Source organism: Trinickia violacea, from assembly GCF_005280735.1.
Taxonomy (GTDB): Bacteria; Pseudomonadota; Gammaproteobacteria; order Burkholderiales; family Burkholderiaceae; genus Trinickia_A; species Trinickia_A violacea.
Window position 1 is genome coordinate 3982046 of record NZ_CP040077.1, and the last position, 17639, is coordinate 3999684.

A 17639-nucleotide genomic window follows, 5' to 3' on the forward strand; every position below is an offset into this window, starting at 1 on the left:
CCAAACCTTCCCCCTTTCCCGCCAATAGCTTCGGCAGTGGGCAATCCGTCTCGCGGCGCGGCGGGATAATCGGCGCACCGATATCGATTCCGCCGGCCCCGCTTGTTCACCAGCGAGGTAGGTTCGCAAGCCTGTTACCAGCGTGAACAGGCTCTAGCGTTGGGGGAGCGCACATGAGACGCCCGAGTTACGTGCAGCGCGTGCTCGCGTTGCTGATCGTCGCCATTTTCGCCAACTGCAGCGGCGGCGGAGGCGGAGGCGGTTCCAGCTCCAGCACCGGTTCCGGCTCGTCCGCCGGAAGCGGCTCCGGTTCGGGATCGGGATCGGGCTCCGGCGGCAGCTCGTCGGGCGGAGGCACCTCGATGGCCGCCGACGTCGTGACCTATCACAACGACATCGCCCGCACCGGCCAGCAACTCGCCGAGACGACGCTCACGCTCGCCAACGTGAATTCGGCGACGTTCGGCAAGATCGGTTTCGACACTACCGACGGCAAGGTCGATGCCGAGCCGCTGTATCTGTCTCAAGTGACGATCGGCGGCAGCAAGCACAACGTGCTCTACGTCGCGACCGAAAATGCGAGCGTCTTCGCGTTCGACGCCGACAACGGCGCCGTGCTCTGGCAGGTTTCGACGCTCGGCAAGAACGAGACGCCGAGCGACGACCTCGGGTGCTTCCAGATCTCGCCGCAAATCGGCATCACGTCGACACCGGTGATCGATCGAAGCAAAGGGCCGAACGGCGCGATCTACGTGGTCGGCATGTCGAAAGACACCTCGAGCAACTATCACCAGCGCATCCACGCGCTCGACATCACCACGGGCGCCGAATTGTTCGGCGGCCCGACGGAAATCAGCGCGTCCTATCCCGGCAACAGCACCAACGGCTCGGGCGGCAAGCTCACGTTCAATCCGAAGCAATACGCGGAGCGCCAGTCGCTGCTGGAGCTGAACGGCAACATCTACACGGGCTGGACTTCGCACTGCGACGACCAGCCCTACAACGGCTGGGTGATCGCCTACAGCGCCGACACGCTCATGCAGACGAGCGTACTGAGCCTCACGCCGAACGGCACGGAAGGCTCGATCTGGATGAGCGGCGCGGGCATGGCCTCGGACGGCCAGTCGATTTACTTCATGGACGCGAACGGCACGTTCGACACGACGCTCACGGCCAACGGCTTCCCCTCGCAGGGCGACTACGGCAACGCGTTCCTGAAGCTCGGCACGACGAACGGCCTGACCGTCTCCGATTACTTCAACATGTCGAACACGCTCGCCGAATCGCAGGCCGACGAAGACCTCGGCTCGGGCGGCGCGCTGGTGCTGCCGGATCAGACCGACGCGAGCGGCGCCGTCCACCATCTCGCAGTCGGCGCGGGCAAGGATTCGAGCATCTACGTCGTCAACCGCGACTCGATGGGCAAATACAACGCGAGCACGAACAACATTTATCAGCAGATCAACGGACAGCTCGTCGGATCGGAGTTCGGCATGCCCGCGTACTTCAAAGGCACGATCTACTTCGGCTCGATCGGCGACAAAATCAAGGCGTTTCCGATCAGCAACGCGCAGGTGGCGACCGCGCCGACCAGCCAGTCGGCCGAATCGTTCGGCACGCCGGGCGCGACGCCGAGCATCTCGGCGAACGGCACGTCGAATGGGATCGTGTGGGTGGCGATGAACGGCGATATCGCCGGGCTCTATGCCTACGATGCGACGAATCTCTCGCACGAACTCTACAACAGCACGCAGGCGGCGAATGCGCGCGATCAGTTCGGCCAAGGCAACAAGTTCATCACGCCGATGATCGCGAACGGGAAGGTCTACGTGGGGACGGCGACGGGCGTCGGGGTGTTCGGGCTGCTGGGCGGCGGCTAGCCGCCCGCAGCAACCTGGGCGCGTTACGACGAGCGCGCAGGCACGATCGTCCCTTCGCACAAGCCGAAGCCGACGCGATAGCCGTCGCCCTGGCACCACCCGGCAAGCGTCAGCGCGTCGCCGTCGACGATGAACGCGCGCGTGCCGCCGCTCGCCAACTCGAGCGGCCGCTGACCGTTCCAGGTCAACTCCAGCAGACTGCCGAACGAATCGGCCGTGGGTCCGCTGATCGTGCCCGAGCCCATCAGGTCGCCGACGCGCGTGTTGCAGCCGGCCACCGTGTGATGCGCGAGCTGTTGCGCCATCGTCCAGTACATGTGCTTGAAATTGGTCCGCGCGATCGTAGTCGCTTCGCCCGCATCGGCCGGACGCAAGCGCACTTCGAGCTCGATATCGAACGCGTGCCGGCCGTCGTGCCGCAAGTACGCGAGCGGCTGCGGTTCCTGCTCGGGCTGCGCGACGCGAAACGGCTCGAGCGCATCGAGCGTGACGATCCACGGCGAGATGGTGGTCGCGAAGCCCTTCGAGTTGAACGGGCCGAGCGGCACGTATTCCCATTGCTGGATGTCACGGGCGCTCCAGTCGTTCAAGAGCACCATGCCGAAGATGTGATCCTCCGCGTCAGCGCAGGCGATCGGCTCGCCGAGCGCATTGCCGCGCCCGACGATAAAGCCCGTCTCCAATTCGATATCGAGCTTGCGGCACGCGCCGAAGACCGGGCGCTCCTGATCGGGCAGCTTCAACTGACCGTTGGGCCGCCGCACCGGCGTACCGCTCACGACCACTGACGACGCGCGCCCGTTATAGCCGATCGGCATCTCCGACCAATTCGGCAAGAGCGCGTTCTTCGGATCGCGAAACATCGAGCCGACGTTCGTCGCGTGTTCCTTCGACGAATAGAAATCCGTGTAGCCGGGAATGTCGACCGGAAGGTGCAGCGTGGCGTCGGCCTGCGCCACGAGCACGCGCGCGCGCAGCGCGGGGTCGTCGCGCAGCGTCGGGCAGCTCGCTTCTAAAAGCGTGCTCAGTTGAATTCGCACGCTGCGCCACGCGTCTTTGCCGAGCGCGATGAAGTCGTTGAGCGCCGGCTTCGCGAACACGCCGCCGCCTGCGCCAAGCGTGAGCTTGCCCGCGTCGGCGAGCGCGGCGAGATCGACGATCGCATCGCCGATCGCCACGCCCGCGCGCGGCGCGGCGTTTCGTTTATCGCTGAAGATGCCGAACGGCAGGTTCTGAATCGGGAAATCGCACTGCGCGTCATTGGACGACGCGAGCCAGCTCTTTCTCGACGCGTCGCGAGTGGCCTGAAGATCGGCTGGGTCGATGGAAGTGGGGTTCATGACGCCTCCTGCCGGGCCGCCCCAAAGGAGGTGTCCGCCCCCTTGGGGGGAGCTTTGCATGGGACCGGAGTAAGCGCTAAAGCGCCAACTCCGGTCGACAGTGAACGAATGCGAGCGTGGGGGTAGTTCATTTCTTCTCCGGATTGAAATGCTTCTTGAGGCCCTGCCAGCACTCGTAGTAATTCGCCTGCAGTTGCGCGGTTTCGAGCGCGAAGCGCGTCGGGCGGATCAGCGTGCGGGTCTCGAACATGAACGCCATCGTGTCGCCGACCTTGTGCGGCTTGGCCGTATCACCCGCCGATGCCTTCTCGAAGGTCTCGGCATCCGGCCCGTGCCCCGACATGCAGTTGTGCAGGCTCGCGCCGCCCGGCACGAAGCCCTCGGCCTTCGCGTCGTAAACACCGTGCACGAGCCCCATGAACTCGCTTGCGACGTTGCGGTGGTACCAGGGCGGGCGGAACGTGTCCTCGGCCGCGAGCCAGCGCGGCGGGAAAATCACGAAGTCGATCGTATCGACACCCGGCGTATCGCTTTGCGACTGCAGCACGAGGAAGATCGACGGGTCCGGGTGGTCGTAGCTGATCGAGCCGATCGTGTTGAAGTGGCGCAGGTCGTACTTGTACGGCGCGTAGTTGCCGTGCCACGCGACGACGTCGAGCGGCGAATGGCCGATGTCCGCGCGCCACAGAAGGCCATTGAGCTTCGCGACCAGTTCGAACGCGCCTTCGCGGTCTTCATAGGCGGCATGCGGCGTCAGGAAGTCGCGCGGGTTGGCCAGGCCGTTCGAGCCGATCGGCCCGAGATCCGGCAGCCGCAAGAGCGCGCCGAAGTTCTCGCAGAGGTAGCCGCGCGCGCGGCCGTCCGGCAGTGCGACGGCAAAGCGCACGCCACGCGGAATCACGGCGATCTCGAACGGCTCGAGGTCGAGGCGGCCCATCTCGGTCGCAATCTGCAGACGCCCTTCCTGCGGCACGATCAGGAGCTCGCCGTCGGCGTTGTAGAAGAAGCGGCCTTCCATCGACCGGTTCGCGGCGTAGAGGTGAATTGCGCAACCGCTCATCGCATCGGCCGAGCCGCTGCCCGCCATCGTCACCCAGCTGTCGACGAAGTCGGTCGGTTCGGACGGCATCGGCAGCGGGTCCCAGCGCAGCTGGTTAGGCGGGGTCGGCGGGACGTCGTGGAAGTTCGCGACGAGCTTGTGCGACTCGAGCGGCGTGAACGGCTGATGGACGGCCGCGGGACGGATGCGGTACAGCCACGAGCGCCGGTTGTGTCCGCGCGGCGCGGTGAAGGCGGTGCCCGAGATCTGCTCCGCATAGAGGCCGTATGGCGCGCGCTGCGGCGAATTGCGGCCGCTCGGCAAGGCGCCGGGCAGCGCCTCGGTCGCGAGCTCGTTCGCGAAGCCGGACTGGTAACCCGGTTCGATTTCGGGGCGAGAGGAAGTCTGCATGTCTTGTCTCCAAAGATTCCTGAGCGGCAGCGAGGCGCTCGCGCCGATCAAACGCAAGCTCGCCGTCGTCTGCCCAGAATTTACGCATAGTAAAACCAATTACGGATAGTTAAATTAACGTAAACCCTGAGTCGCCGAGGAAACGCTCAAGATCGATATCTGTATTTTTTTCAAGACAGCACCGCACAGGCTGCTACCATCAGTTGATGCGGCGAGTTGCCGCACTTTTGCGCCTTTTCTGCTCCTCAATGATCCCGTCGACCATTCCCGCGCTCGTCGCCCATGCAGCCGGCCACCCGTTCCTCGGCCAGCATCTGGTGATGGGCGAAGGCGAACACAGCGGTTCGGCCTGCGCACGGTTTCGCAACATCGAGATCGGCAGCGCCTACGAGCCGATCTTCGATGTCAGCATGCACGGCATCCCGCAGACGCTGACGTCGTCGCCCGAAAGCGCCGACCGCTTCGGCGACGAACTGGGCTTCCAGGCGATCACGCAGCGGCTCGACGGCACAACCTTCGATCCGTTCGACACCGCCACGGACGACCAGGAACTCGTCGCGCTGGATCGTCTTTCCCGCGCGCTGCACGCGATCAATTTCTTCGGTGCGCGGCGGCACGGGCTCTTGTTTCTGCGCGTGCACGAGCGATTGCTCAAGAGCGTGAAGTACGACCACGGCCGGCACTTTTCGTCGGTGCTGGTTTCGTTCGGTCTGAACCCCGCGCGAGTCGTGATCGAACTGCCGAGCGTCGCGGTCGGGCACCGGACGTTTCTCGGCTATCTGACGAAGAGCTACCAGCTCTATGGCTTCAAGGTGGCGGGGAATCTGCCGAACGCGGGACACATTCTGTCGGTGTCCGATATGGCGCGGCTCGATTTCATCAAGATGGATGCGGGCGCGGCGCTGCGTGATTCGATGGTGAAGCCGCTCGTGGGCTACGCGAACCGGCTCAAGATTCCGCTCATCTTCAGTCGCGTCACCGACGAAGCCCAGTTCGACGCGCTCCAGCAATACGACGTGCGCTTCGTGCAAGGGCCGTTGTTCGCCACGCACGACCGGGCGGTCTAGGGCCTGTTCACGCTAATAACGGGCTTGCGCTGGCCGCCCTATTCCGCCTGTCCGAGGCGCCGCGCCAACGCCTTGAGCTTCGGCGCGACGCGCTCGCGAAACACGTCCTCGCCCATCGACGACGCCGGTCCGCTGCAGCTCAGCACGAGCCAGCGCCCGTCGCGCGGCTCGCGAAACGGCACGGCGACCGCATTCACGTCTTCGTGCCAATCGCGAAACGAATAGCAGCAGCGCTCTTCGCCGAACGCTTCGATCGCGCGCTCGGCCGCGCTGGCGAGCGCGGCGGCGGCGTCGCCGGCGGCGCGCTTCAGGTCCGCGAAGAGCGCCGCCCGAACCTCCACAGTCTGCACCGCCAGATAGGCACGCCCCATCGAGCTCGTGAGCATCGACAGGCGCGAGCCCGACGCCAGCCCGAGCGTCAGTGCGGTTTCGCTGCGGATCGTCTCCAGGTAGATCATGTCGAGCCCATCGCGGCATCCGAGCGATACCGCGGCGCCGACCTCGAGCGCGAGCGCCCGCATATGCGGCCGCGCGAGCTCGAGCGTATCGGCGCCCGCGAGCAGCGCGTAGCCGAGCGACAGCACGCCCGCATCGAGTGCGTACTTGCCGAGCCCTTCGTCGAAACGCAGGTAGCCGAGCACGGTCAGCGTGTAGGCGAGCCGATTGACCGTCGCCTTCGGCAGCCCCGTGCGCGCGACAAAATCGCGGTTGCCGAGCATCGTCTCGCCGGGCCGGAATGCCCGCAGCAGATCGAGCCCGCGCGCGAGCGCGACGACGAACTTGCGCTCATCGATGGAATCGGCGGAATCGTCGAAATCGGAAGGAGTGGAAGCGGACATGACAGGGTGATACACTCGATCGTGGTTTGCAAAACATTGTTCCGCATCGCGGAACTACAGTCAAGACCCGATCAGGAGATACCGCCATGGCCGACGCCGCCCAGTTCCAATGGGACGACCCGCTGCTTTTGAACCAGCAACTCACCGACGAAGAACGCATGGTGCGCGACGCCGCCCAGGCGTACTCGCAGGACAAGCTCCTGCCGCGCGTCACCGAAGCCTTCCGCCACGAGCGCACGGACGTCGAAATCTTCCGCGAGATGGGCGAACTGGGACTGTTGGGGCCGACCATCCCCGAGCAGTACGGCGGCCCGGGCCTGAACTACGTGAGCTACGGACTGATCGCGCGCGAAGTGGAGCGCGTGGATTCGGGCTACCGGTCGATGATGTCGGTGCAATCGTCGCTCGTGATGGTGCCGATCTTCGAATTCGGCTCCGACGAGCAGAAGGCCAAGTACCTGCCGAAACTCGCGACCGGCGAATGGATCGGCTGTTTCGGCCTCACGGAGCCGAATCACGGCTCCGATCCGGGCAGCATGGTGACGCGCGCCAAGAAGGTCGACGGCGGCTACTCGCTGTCAGGCTCGAAGATGTGGATCACGAACTCGCCGATCGCCGACGTGTTCGTCGTCTGGGCGAAGCTCGAGGAAAACGGCAAGGACGCGATCCGCGGCTTCATTCTCGAGAAGGGCTGGAAAGGTCTCTCCGCCCCGGCGATTCACGGCAAGGTCGGCCTGCGCGCTTCCATCACCGGTGAGATCGTGCTCGACGAAGTGTTCGTGCCCGACGAGAACCTGATGCCGAATGTGAGCGGGTTGCGCGGCCCGTTCACCTGCCTGAACTCGGCGCGCTACGGCATCGCGTGGGGCGCGCTCGGCGCGGCGGAAGCCTGTTGGCACACCGCGCGGCAGTACGTCCTCGACCGCAAGCAGTTCGGCCGCCCGCTCGCCGCCAACCAGCTGATCCAGAAGAAGCTCGCCGACATGCAGACCGAAATCACGCTCGGGCTGCAAGGCGTGCTGCGCTTGGGGCGAATGAAGGACGAAGGGACGGCGGCCACCGAAATCACGTCGATCATGAAGCGCAATTCGTGCGGCAAGGCGCTCGACATCGCTCGGCTCGCGCGCGACATGCTGGGCGGCAACGGCATCTCGGACGAATTCAACGTTGCGCGCCACCTCGTCAATCTCGAGGTCGTGAACACCTACGAGGGCACGCACGATATTCACGCGTTGATTCTCGGCCGGGCTCAGACGGGAATTCAGGCGTTTTTCTGACCGGTTCGCGTGTTTCCGGCGGATGCGGGCCTAATGCACGCATCGTGCACGCATCCGCCGAACCGACAACACGCCGTTTTACTTGTTCGGCTGAGGCGTGAGCCGCAGATACGGGCGCAGCGCCTTGTAGCCCTTCGGGAATTTCTGCTTGATGACCTCCTCGTCCTTCAGCGACGGGACGATCACCACATCGTCACCCTGCTTCCAGTTGCCGGGCGTCGCGACCTGGTAGTTGTCGGTCAACTGCAGCGAATCGATCACGCGCAACACCTCATCGAAATTGCGGCCGGTGCTCGCCGGATAGGTGATGATGAGCCGCACCTTCTTCTTCGGATCGATCACGAAAAGCGAACGCACGGTGAGCGTCTCGTTCGCGTTCGGATGAATCATGTCGTAGAGCTGCGAGACCTTGCGGTCGCCGTCGGCCAGGATCGGAAAGCCGACGCTCGCGGCCTGCGTCTCGTTGATGTCCTTGATCCACTCGACGTGCGATTCGGCGGAATCGACCGACAGCGCGATCGTCTTGACATTGCGTTTCTCGAATTCGCTCGCGAGCTTCGCCGTCAGGCCGAGTTCGGTCGTGCAGACGGGCGTGAAATCCGCCGGATGCGAAAACAGCACGCCCCAACTGTCGCCAAGCCATTCGTGAAACGTGATGCGGCCAATGCTCGATGCCTGCTCGAAATCGGGCGCGATGTCGCCAAGACGTAGACTCATAGGGGCTCCTTGAAGGTTCGGGGTAACCGCGCTCGCGCAAAACGAAGGGCGGCTCGTCGAAACGACGAATATACGGAAATCAACATGCCAGGCGAACAAATATTCCGTCACATCGACATTATTTTTTGTTATTTCCGTGTTTTTGAGAGAAACTTTTCGCGCCACATCAACTCAACTCCAACCGTGCTCAGCTCGCCGACGTGGGCCGTCGTCCCGGGAACAGACCGTGCAAGAACGGTACACATCAGGCGTGCCAGGCTCGCCAGCCGCCGCGTCTTTGGTTACGATGCTCGCGTGGCACGACAAAAGGGAGCTGTAATGTCAGAAGTCAACAAGGAGAGATTGATGTCCGATATCAAAACCGTCCTCGCGGACGCCGAGGACCTGTTGAAGCAAGCCGCGAGCGCTACGGGCGAACGTGCGTCGGAACTGCGCGAAACCGCGCTTAACCGCCTCAAGCAAGCCAGGGAAAAGGCCGCGGACGTACAAGTCGTCGTCGTCGAAAAGGGCAAAAAAGCAGTCCGCGCCACCGACGACTACGTGCACGAGCATCCGTGGACGTCCATCGGCATCGCTGCCGGCGTCGGGGTGCTGGTTGGTTTGTTGATCAATCGCAAATAAAGCCATCAAGGCCAAGCGGGCGCACGCCTGCCAGGCAAGTCCGACCATCGAATGGCTTGCTTGAAATCACAGGCGAACCGGCGCACCGACAGCCGGTCGCCTTCTCTTGGTGCATCTGCAGCACGCCTCGCGCACAAGCCATGTCAAACGAAGAATCAGAAACGCAACACGCGCAGCATCGGCCGTTGCGGCGAATGTTGAGTTCCGTGTTTGCGCTGTTGCAGACCCGGCTCGAGTTGCTCGGCATCGAACTCGCGGAGGAAAAGGAACGCCTGCTCGTGGTGCTCTTCCTCGGCCTGGCCGCGATGATGCTCGGCATGATGGCGCTCGTCAGCCTGACCGTGCTGATCGCGATCGCGTTCTGGGACACCTATCGCTGGCAGGCGCTGGCCGGCATTACGCTCGTCTATGCCTTGGCCGCGCTGGTTTGCATGCTGCGGGCGCGCTCCGGGTTGCGCGACGCGCCGCTCGTCTTCGACGGCTTGCTCGAAGAGTTCGAGAAAGACCGCGAAGCATTCCGCAAGCCGTGAGAGCAGGCTTCGCCTCCCCCGAATCGTTACGCACCCGCCCATGAGCCAGAACCCGCCGGAATCCGCAGTTCGCCGCAAACGCACCTTCTCGAAAGACTTGAGCGCGCCGCAACTGCGCGCGGTACGCAAAGAGATATTGCTGTTGCGCGCTGACGTCGAACGCGCCGAGCTCCGGCAAGCAACCGCCGACCTGCGGCGAAACGTTTCGAATTTCAGTTGGCTCAAGGTGCTGGTGCCGGGCTTCGCCTTCAGGCAACGAGGCAGCTCGGGCAAAGGCATCAACGCGAGCCTCAGCGAACTGGTCGCGCAACATCCGCTCGTCAGTTCGATCGCTTCGATGGTGCTCGCGAAGCCGCTTCGCGGCGCTCTCAAGGCAGGCGTGAAGCCCGCGCTGAAGTGGGGCGGCCTCGGACTCGCGCTTTGGGAAGCGTATCGAATCTGGCGGCAAATCAAGCAAAACAAGGTCGATCAAGACGACGATGGGGTCGCGTCGTCTTCGTAATTGCCGCGGCAATCTCGCCTTCGGCATACGCCTGCTTTCAGCGCGTATGCCAACAATCGTCTGTGTTTAGCGCGCCGTCTTTGGAGACGAACCGATTCGACCGCGCGCCGGTTGCATCGAGCACGTATGCGCCGCACGCGTCGTCACGCATGGGCCCGGTATCGACGGCCGTTGCTTCCACGGCATAGCCTCCGTTGCTTTCGTCTCCCGGCAGAAGCCGCAGCCGGTAAATCGCCGTGCCGAATTGCGGAGACTGGTCGAGCCCGCTTGGCAACGTCGTGAGGCCGGCAAAGGCATTCGCTTCGACGTATTGCGCCGCGCGATACACCGCGGCAGCCGCATCGATTCGGTATCCGCGCGCCATGTGACTCCGATACGAAGGCACCGCATACGCAGCCAGAATCGCGACGATCGCCAGCGCAATGATCAGTTCGAGCATCGTGAAGCCGTGGGCGCGCCGCCGGTTCGGCCCGGCCCTCATGAGGGACTCGCGACGACGCGGCGCCAACGCACCTCGGTCATCGCCCCTTCTTCGAAAACGACCTCGAGCTGTAGCCAGACCTGCGTTGCCGCGCTCGCGCCGAAGCCACGCGCTGTCAGCAGATAGGCCTCTGCTTGCGGGCGGCTAATGAGCTTCCATGCTTCGATAAGACATTGCGGCGCTCTCGCCGAGCCCGGCCATTGCGGATGCGGCGTAAGCGCGAACGGCCCGTCGAACGCGCTCACGTGCCTCCATCCGGCTGGTTCGCGGTCGACGGCAGGTAGGGTCGGCGCACTGCCTGCACGCAGTGCTCGGGTGCAGAGCTTGAGCGCGCCGTCCGCTGCGTGGAACGCTTGCAGATAGTCGTGCATGTTGGCGGCGCGGCGGATGTTTGCCGTCGACGTTTCGAGCCATGCGGCCGAGGTCGCCAGCATCATCGAAGAAATTGTCAGGACGATCGGCAGCGCGGCGCTCATGACGATGACACCAGTTCGTTATTGCGCACCGCGACCCGGCGCCAGAACGCCTGCCGCGCGTGCCTGTCGGCGGCGAGCACGGCTGCGCCATCGCAATCGATATACTGCGCACGCCGCTGTGTCAGCGCGCCGCGCGCGAGCACGCAGACGTCCACCGCGACGACGTTGCTCCATTGCTCAGCGGCGACGAGGTTTGCAGCGACCGGTGTCGACGCCCCTTGAAGCCAATACTTGAAGCGCAGCCGCTCGATGCCCTCGACGAGCGGTTGCCCGACGCCGCCCCTGCCATTGCCCTCGCAATAGAGTTCCGGCTCACCGGTGGAACCGCTGACCCGGGCGTAGTAGCGATTGACGATCGGCTCGGCGGAGCCGGCAGATCCCACGCCTTGCCCTAGACAGTCGGTTGCGAGCCCCGCCGTGGTCGGCCATGTCGACACCGCGTCGCCGACATAACGCACGACGATCCCGTCGGACCGGCTTGCGAGCGGCTCGCAGTTCGGCGTACTGCCCGCGCCCACTGGCCGGGCACCGGAACAACCGAAGAGCGCCGGGACGAGTGCCGGACTGTCCGGCGATGCCGGCGAGCCGCTCGGCAACGCATCGATCGGCACGAAGCCGGCCATTTGCACCTGCTGGCCGATCAGCATCAACGCGGTCATGCCGGCATCCCGCATCGACGCCGCATCGGCCGCCTGCGTAAACGCCTGACGCTGCGACCGGTAGAGCGATACGGCACCTCCCGTCACAACCAGCCCCAGCATCATCGCGATCATCAATTCGAGCAGCGTATGGCCGCGTTGCCGATTCGCGCATTCTTGAATGCCGTTCATGTCGTGAATTGGCGCCTCATCGGACGAACGCGATCGACGCGCACGACAGGTTCGCGGAAGCGGCTGCCGCCACGTCACCACACCCCGCCGGCCGATGGACAGGCACTCGTGCGTCATGCCGCCAGGCCGCCCAGACCACCGTGGACAGAGCTAGGCCGCCGCCCTGCTCACGGACGCTCACATCGGCACTCGGCAACACGCTCGCGGCTTGCGCGCGCCATCGCTCAAGCGCTATGGCCTCCGACGTCGTACCGCGCGCCGCTTCGGCCATCGAGTCCGCGATCAGCGCAGCGCGCTCGCGCATCGCCACCACGGTTTCACCGCGCGCCATCGATAACTGCACGGAAATCACGCCAAGCGCGCTAACTGCCATCAGCGCGACCGCGACCAACACTTCGAGCAGCGTTCCGCCCTGCCCTTTACGCCACGACCGCACTTTCATGCCGCGCTCCCGCAACGGCCTTCGGTGAGCCTGGCGCGCCCGCCCGCGGCGATGCGGATGCAGCGTCGCCAGCCGTCGCCGCGCGTGCTGGCTCCGACCTCGCGCGGCGCCACCTCGAGACTCCGGAAACCGCCGATCACCTGTCCTGCAGGCGGAGTAAAAGCGATCTCAGCAGCGCTTCCCTGAATGGCAACCGCCGCCATGCGCGACTGCATGCGCAAAATGGAAGGTGCAACGCGCGCGTCGGCCATCACCGCCCATCCGCACGACCAATCGAGCGCACCGTCGTCGCATGGAGTTCGCGCCGCTAGACAACGGCGCGCCGCATCGATCCGGCAAAGCGTAACGCGCACGCCGCGCCGGATCGCTTCGCTGCGCGCGTAGGTCAAACTGGACACGAGCACCCTTGCCCGCGCATCGACTTGATCCCGCATTCGCCAAGCGATGAAAGACGGCATCGCCATCACGGCAAAAAGCGCAACGAGCACGGCCACGACCAACAATTCCACGAGCGTGAAACCCTTGCAGCAGCTCCCACGCGGCCCCGCTCTCGACACGATTTTGCTTTGCATTCCGAAATTTCCCAGCTGTCCGCACACGACGAATCTAGCGGCAACGCCGGGACGCCACAATCGGCCATTCGGCCTAGTGGCGCGCGAGCGCGATCACACGCAAGAATCGTGTGTCACAGCGAAAAAGCAGGCAGGAAATGCGATGAAGCGATATGAAGAATCAGCGCTTGCGCGACGATTTGGCCGGCGCTGCGGCGCGGCGGGCCTCTTCGATGATGTCAGCGAACTCGGAGACATCTTCGAATTGCCGGTAGACAGAAGCAAAACGCACGTAGGCGATGGTATCGAGCTGTCGCAACTCGCTCATCACGAGTTCACCGAGGCGATCACTCTTGACCTCGCGCTCGCCGCTACCAAGCAACTGATACTCGATGCGGGCGACCGCCGCGTCGATCGCATCGGCTGCCACCGGGCGCTTTCGCAGCGCCAGTTGCATGCTCGCGGCGATCTTGCGGCGGTCGAATTCGGTGCGGCTGCCGTCCTTCTTGACGACCGCCGGCAATGCCAGCTCGACCCGCTCGTACGTCGTAAAACGTTTGTCGCAGGCCGAACAGCGGCGGCGCCGCCGAATCGCGGCGCCGTCCTCGGATACGCGCGAATCCACCACTTGCGTATCGTCATGCCGGCAAAAGGGGCAGCGCATAGGCGATCAGCGGTAGACCGGGAAACGCTTCGTCAGCTCGGCGACTTGCCCGCGCACACGTTCGATCGTGGCGGCGTCTTCCGGGTTGTCGAGCACGTCGGCGATCAGGTTGCCCACTTGCTCGGCTTCCTTCACGCCGAAGCCGCGCGTCGTCATCGCCGGCGAGCCGAGGCGAATGCCGCTCGTGACGAACGGCTTTTCCGGATCGTTCGGAATCGCGTTCTTGTTGACGGTGATGTGCGCCGCGCCGAGTGCCGCTTCCGCCGCCTTGCCCGTGATGTGCTTCGCGCGCAGGTCGACGAGCATCACGTGGCTTTCCGTGCGGCCCGACACGATGCGCAGGCCGCGCTTCACGAGCGTTTCCGCCAGCACACGGGCGTTGTCGACGACTTGCTGCTGGTACGCCTTGAATTCCGGCGACAGTGCTTCCTTGAACGCGACAGCCTTGGCGGCGATCACGTGCATGAGCGGACCGCCCTGGATGCCCGGGAAGATCGCCGAATTGATCGGCTTCTCGTACTCGGCTTTCATCAGGATCACGCCGCCGCGCGGGCCGCGCAGGCTCTTATGGGTGGTCGTCGTGACGAAATCGGCGTGCGGTACCGGGTTCGGATAGACGCCCGCGGCGATCAGGCCCGCGTAGTGCGCCATGTCGACCATCAGGTACGCGCCGACCGACTTCGCGATCTTCGCGAGGCGCTCGAAATCGATGCGCAGCGCGAATGCCGACGCGCCCCCGACGATCAGCTTCGGCTTGTGTTCCTGCGCGAGCTTTTCGGCGGCGTCGTAGTCGATGTCTTCGGCTTCGTTCAGACCGTAGCTGACGACGTTGAACCACTTGCCCGACATGTTTACGGGCGAGCCGTGCGTCAGGTGGCCGCCGTGGGCGAGGCTCATGCCCATGATCGTGTCACCCGGCTTCAACATCGCGAAGAACACGCCCTGGTTGGCCTGCGAGCCCGAATTCGGCTGCACGTTGGCGGCTTCCGCGCCGAAGAGCTCCTTCACGCGGTCGATTGCGAGCTGCTCGACGACGTCGACATATTCGCAACCGCCGTAATAGCGCTTGCCCGGGTAGCCTTCGGCGTACTTGTTCGTGAGCTGCGAGCCCTGAGCGGCCATCACGGCGGGGCTCGTGTAGTTTTCCGACGCGATCAGTTCGATGTGCTCTTCCTGACGGTGGTTTTCCTGTTGGATCGCTTTCCAGATTTCTGGATCGACGTTGGCGATGGTGCTTTGGGCTCTGTCAAACATACGGGTTCCGTAAAGTGTGTGCAGGTTGACCGGAGCGTGCGCGGAAACGTACCGATCGTACGCTGCGCTGCTGGCGGCTGGGCCAGCCCTGACGTGGCGGATGAAGTCATGAGGATCCGTTACGCGGGGCGCGGCAGCCAGCAGCGGCGCAATCGACGATGCGCGACTCACGGCTGCCCAGGCGAACGGCAAAACGGCACCCTGCGCTTCACGGTGGGTGGCTCCACCTTGACCCCGATGGGGTGCTATCGCCAGTCACGCAGGGATGAGCGCGTTAGTTTATTGGAACCTCATTGAATAGGCAACCGCATGACGCATCCGGTTCGAACCATCGCGCGAAGCCCCCGCCCGGCGGGCTTCGCAGCCAATTTCAGGCCCTGCGGCAGATGCCGCAAAACGTCCGAATGGCGCCGTCCGCCGGGGCTTCGCCGGGCACTTCGCGCATCGCCGCCAAGCGTAATCGTTTGCGAACGCGCACGAGAGCCGGACCGCGGCTTTGCCACACCATCGGCCAAAGGCCATTCTTGCCGCGAAATCGCAATGGAAGTAGGCTCTCTAGCTTCCGTTTTTCCCATCCATCGACCCGACCAGGGACCAGCAATGATCGTGTTTGTCACAGGCGCCTCCGCCGGCTTCGGCGCCGCCATCGCCCGCGCATTCGTCAGCGGGGGCCATCGCGTTGTCGCCACCGCGCGCCGCAAAGACCGTCTCGACGCGCTCGCCGCCGAACTCGGCGACGCCCTTCTGCCGTTCGAACTCGACGTGCGCGATCGCGCCGCCGTCGAAGCCGTGCCGGCAGCGCTGCCGAAGGACTTCGCCGCTATCGACGTGCTCGTCAACAACGCCGGCCTCGCGCTTGGGCTCGAACCGGCCCAGCGCGCCAATCTCGACGACTGGCACACGATGATCGAGACCAACTGCACCGGTCTCGTCACCGTCACCCGCGCGCTCCTGCCGGGCATGGTCGAGCGCAATCGCGGTCATATCGTCAATTTGGGCTCGACGGCCGGGAGCTACCCGTACGCAGGCGGCAACGTCTACGGCGCGACCAAGGCTTTCGTCCGGCAGTTCAGCCTGAACCTGCGCGCGGACCTCGCGGGCACCGCGCTGCGCGTGACCGATATCGAGCCGGGCCTGTGCGGGGGCACCGAGTTCTCGAACGTGCGCTTCAAGGGCGACGACGAGAAAGCCGCGAGGTTCTACGACAACGTGGAGCCGCTGAGCCCCGAGGACATCGCCGACTCGATCTACTGGATCGCGACGCGACCCAAGCATGTCAACATCAACACGATCGAGCTGATGCCGGTTGCTCAATCGTTCGCGGGACTCTCGGTGCACCGGAGCTGACGGGCTTCGCAAGGAGGATGCCCAGAGTTTTGAGACGCGCTCGCGCGTTCCGGTAAAATGCCGGGTCATGAAACTGACCACCAGCCGTTCTGGGGCGGAAATCGGCTTCACGTGGCCGATCCGCGTGTATTACGAAGATACCGACGCAGGCGGCATCGTCTTCTACGCGAACTACCTGAAGTATTTCGAGCGCGCGCGCACCGAGTGGCTGCGCGCGTGCGGCGTCGACCAGTGCCGGCTTGCCGACGAGGACGGCGTGGTTTTCGTCGTCCGGAGCACCGCGCTCGACTATCACGCGCCGGCCCGCCTCGACGATGTCGTCACCATCGCGAGCCGCATCGAGCGGATCGGACGGGCGTCGGTCGACTTCACGCAAGAAGCCTGGCGCGACGACGTGCTGCTCGCGACGGGCCAGATTCGCGTCGGCTGCGTCGATCGCGGCGCGCTGAAACCCGCGGCGATTCCCGCGCCGGTGCTCGCCGCGCTGCGGCGCGGACCGGGTGTAAATCCAACGAACGTGTCAACGGCAAGTGCATAAACACCGTTGAGACTCTGCCAATGAACTTGTATCGCCCGCAACGATACTAAGCATGGTTCGGCGGGAGGCCGCGAACGCTTTCGAGTCCCCGACTGAAAGCCTGACAAAGCCTTGCAGCCGGACGCCCCAGCCGGGACGTTAAAGCAAACCTATATGAACAACGCACAAGATCTTTCGATCATTACTCTGGTTCTCAACGCGAGCGTGCTCGCGCAGGCGGTGATGGCGCTCCTGCTGTTGCTGTCGCTGATGTCGTGGACTTTCATCTTCCGCAAGTGGTTTGCGATTCGCCGCGCACGCGCGCAAACTGAACGTTTCGAACGCGATTTCTGGTCGGGCGGCGACCTGCAGGCGCTCTATCAAAGCGCCGCCAACAACCGTCACACGATCGGCGCGCTCGAGCGTATTTTCGAGTCCGGCATGCGCGAGTTTCTGAAGGGCAAGGAAAAGCGTCTGAACGATCCGGGCTTGATCCTCGATGGGGCCCGCCGTGCGATGCGCGCCGCGTTCCAGCGGGAAATGGACGTGCTCGAAGCCAACCTCGCGTTCCTCGCGTCCGTCGGCTCGGTCAGCCCGTATATTGGTCTGTTCGGTACGGTGTGGGGGATCATGAACGCCTTCCGCGGCCTCGCCAACGTGCAGCAGGCAACGCTCGCCAACGTCGCGCCCGGCATCGCCGAAGCGCTGACGGCGACCGCGATCGGCCTGTTCGCCGCCATCCCGGCGGTGGTTGCCTACAATCGCTACGCACACGACATCGATCGCCTCGCGATCCGCTTCGAGACCTTCATCGAAGAGTTTTCGAACATTCTGCAGCGCCAGGCGCATTAAGG

At 64.3% G+C, this 17639-nt stretch carries 20 protein-coding genes and 1 riboswitch; of the genes, 9 read left to right on the forward strand and 11 right to left on the reverse strand.

Annotated features, from left to right (window positions below; all coding sequences use genetic code 11):
* The first annotated feature begins 173 nt into the window (after window positions 1–173).
* Window positions 174–1880: a PQQ-binding-like beta-propeller repeat protein gene (locus tag FAZ95_RS18160; RefSeq protein WP_137333711.1), complete on the forward strand. Its 1707-nt coding sequence runs from the start codon at window positions 174–176 to the stop codon at window positions 1878–1880.
* A 23-nt stretch (window positions 1881–1903) separates the two neighbouring features.
* Here the strand turns inward: FAZ95_RS18160 and fahA are convergent, their stop codons facing one another.
* Together fahA and hmgA are read right to left on the reverse strand one after the other, a co-directional pair.
* A complete protein-coding gene (fahA, locus tag FAZ95_RS18165) occupies window positions 1904–3220 on the reverse strand; it encodes a fumarylacetoacetase (protein ID WP_137333712.1) in 1317 nt (438 codons plus the stop codon).
* Between the two features lie 127 nt (window positions 3221–3347).
* Window positions 3348–4670 (reverse strand): homogentisate 1,2-dioxygenase, encoded by a 1323-nt coding sequence (gene hmgA / locus FAZ95_RS18170; RefSeq protein WP_137333713.1) that lies wholly within the window; start codon window positions 4668–4670, stop codon window positions 3348–3350.
* Window positions 4671–4918: 248 nt separating this feature from the next.
* On the opposite strand from hmgA, the gene FAZ95_RS18175 reads away from it, so the two are divergent.
* Complete coding sequence (locus tag FAZ95_RS18175) at window positions 4919–5737, forward strand: EAL domain-containing protein (protein WP_137333714.1); 819 nt, start codon at window positions 4919–4921, stop codon at window positions 5735–5737.
* Window positions 5738–5775: 38 nt separating this feature from the next.
* Here FAZ95_RS18175 and FAZ95_RS18180 read toward each other — a convergent pair whose 3' ends face one another.
* Complete coding sequence (locus FAZ95_RS18180; RefSeq protein ID WP_137333715.1) at window positions 5776–6576, reverse strand: IclR family transcriptional regulator; 801 nt, start codon at window positions 6574–6576, stop codon at window positions 5776–5778.
* 86 nt (window positions 6577–6662) lie between these two features.
* On the opposite strand from FAZ95_RS18180, the gene FAZ95_RS18185 reads away from it, so the two are divergent.
* A complete protein-coding gene (locus tag FAZ95_RS18185) occupies window positions 6663–7853 on the forward strand; it encodes an acyl-CoA dehydrogenase (protein WP_137333716.1) in 1191 nt (396 codons plus the stop codon).
* Window positions 7854–7931: 78 nt separating this feature from the next.
* On the opposite strand, the gene FAZ95_RS18190 is transcribed toward FAZ95_RS18185, so the two are convergent.
* Window positions 7932–8570, reverse strand: a complete 639-nt coding sequence (locus tag FAZ95_RS18190) for a peroxiredoxin (RefSeq protein WP_137333717.1) — start codon at window positions 8568–8570, stop codon at window positions 7932–7934.
* Window positions 8571–8888: 318 nt separating this feature from the next.
* On the opposite strand from FAZ95_RS18190, the gene FAZ95_RS18195 reads away from it, so the two are divergent.
* From FAZ95_RS18195 to FAZ95_RS18205, 3 genes are all read left to right on the forward strand, one after another.
* Window positions 8889–9191, forward strand: coding sequence for an ElaB/YgaM/YqjD family protein (locus tag FAZ95_RS18195; protein WP_137334625.1), 303 nt, complete (start codon window positions 8889–8891; stop codon window positions 9189–9191).
* 140 nt (window positions 9192–9331) lie between these two features.
* Window positions 9332–9721: a phage holin family protein gene (locus FAZ95_RS18200; RefSeq protein WP_137333718.1), complete on the forward strand. Its 390-nt coding sequence runs from the start codon at window positions 9332–9334 to the stop codon at window positions 9719–9721.
* A gap of 40 nt (window positions 9722–9761) precedes the next feature.
* On the forward strand, window positions 9762–10223 hold the full coding sequence (locus FAZ95_RS18205; RefSeq protein ID WP_137333719.1) for a DUF3318 domain-containing protein: 462 nt from the start codon (window positions 9762–9764) through the stop codon (window positions 10221–10223).
* A gap of 37 nt (window positions 10224–10260) precedes the next feature.
* Here the strand turns inward: FAZ95_RS18205 and FAZ95_RS18210 are convergent, their stop codons facing one another.
* The 7 genes from FAZ95_RS18210 to glyA form a co-directional block, all read right to left on the reverse strand.
* Complete coding sequence (locus FAZ95_RS18210) at window positions 10261–10704, reverse strand: type IV pilin protein (RefSeq protein ID WP_137333720.1); 444 nt, start codon at window positions 10702–10704, stop codon at window positions 10261–10263.
* Window positions 10701–11180, reverse strand: coding sequence for a pilus assembly PilX family protein (locus FAZ95_RS18215; protein ID WP_137333721.1), 480 nt, complete (start codon window positions 11178–11180; stop codon window positions 10701–10703). The genes FAZ95_RS18210 and FAZ95_RS18215 overlap by 4 nt, the downstream gene beginning before the upstream one ends.
* Window positions 11177–12010: a PilW family protein gene (locus FAZ95_RS18220; RefSeq protein ID WP_137333722.1), complete on the reverse strand. Its 834-nt coding sequence runs from the start codon at window positions 12008–12010 to the stop codon at window positions 11177–11179. The genes FAZ95_RS18215 and FAZ95_RS18220 overlap by 4 nt, the downstream gene beginning before the upstream one ends.
* A gap of 16 nt (window positions 12011–12026) precedes the next feature.
* Window positions 12027–12452, reverse strand: a complete 426-nt coding sequence (locus FAZ95_RS18225) for a type IV pilus modification PilV family protein (RefSeq protein ID WP_137333723.1) — start codon at window positions 12450–12452, stop codon at window positions 12027–12029.
* On the reverse strand, window positions 12449–13024 hold the full coding sequence (locus tag FAZ95_RS18230) for a GspH/FimT family pseudopilin (RefSeq protein ID WP_137333724.1): 576 nt from the start codon (window positions 13022–13024) through the stop codon (window positions 12449–12451). The genes FAZ95_RS18225 and FAZ95_RS18230 overlap by 4 nt, the downstream gene beginning before the upstream one ends.
* A 160-nt stretch (window positions 13025–13184) precedes the next feature.
* On the reverse strand, window positions 13185–13667 hold the full coding sequence (gene nrdR / locus FAZ95_RS18235; RefSeq protein WP_137333725.1) for a transcriptional regulator NrdR: 483 nt from the start codon (window positions 13665–13667) through the stop codon (window positions 13185–13187).
* Between the two features lie 6 nt (window positions 13668–13673).
* Window positions 13674–14921: a serine hydroxymethyltransferase gene (gene glyA, locus FAZ95_RS18240; protein WP_137333726.1), complete on the reverse strand. Its 1248-nt coding sequence runs from the start codon at window positions 14919–14921 to the stop codon at window positions 13674–13676.
* Window positions 14922–15089: 168 nt separating this feature from the next.
* Window positions 15090–15190, reverse strand: a riboswitch (ZMP/ZTP riboswitch).
* A 331-nt stretch (window positions 15191–15521) separates the two neighbouring features.
* Here glyA and ydfG point away from each other — a divergent pair.
* From ydfG to tolQ, 3 genes are all read left to right on the forward strand, one after another.
* Window positions 15522–16268 carry a bifunctional NADP-dependent 3-hydroxy acid dehydrogenase/3-hydroxypropionate dehydrogenase YdfG gene (ydfG, locus tag FAZ95_RS18245; protein ID WP_137333727.1) on the forward strand — a complete coding sequence of 249 codons (747 nt, stop codon included), beginning with the start codon at window positions 15522–15524 and terminating at the stop codon, window positions 16266–16268.
* 67 nt (window positions 16269–16335) lie between these two features.
* Window positions 16336–16806 carry a tol-pal system-associated acyl-CoA thioesterase gene (gene ybgC, locus FAZ95_RS18250; protein WP_137333728.1) on the forward strand — a complete coding sequence of 157 codons (471 nt, stop codon included), beginning with the start codon at window positions 16336–16338 and terminating at the stop codon, window positions 16804–16806.
* A gap of 153 nt (window positions 16807–16959) precedes the next feature.
* Entirely contained in the window at window positions 16960–17637 is a 678-nt protein-coding gene (tolQ, locus tag FAZ95_RS18255; RefSeq protein ID WP_137333729.1) for a protein TolQ, read from the forward strand.
* The last annotated feature ends 2 nt before the right edge of the window (window positions 17638–17639 follow it).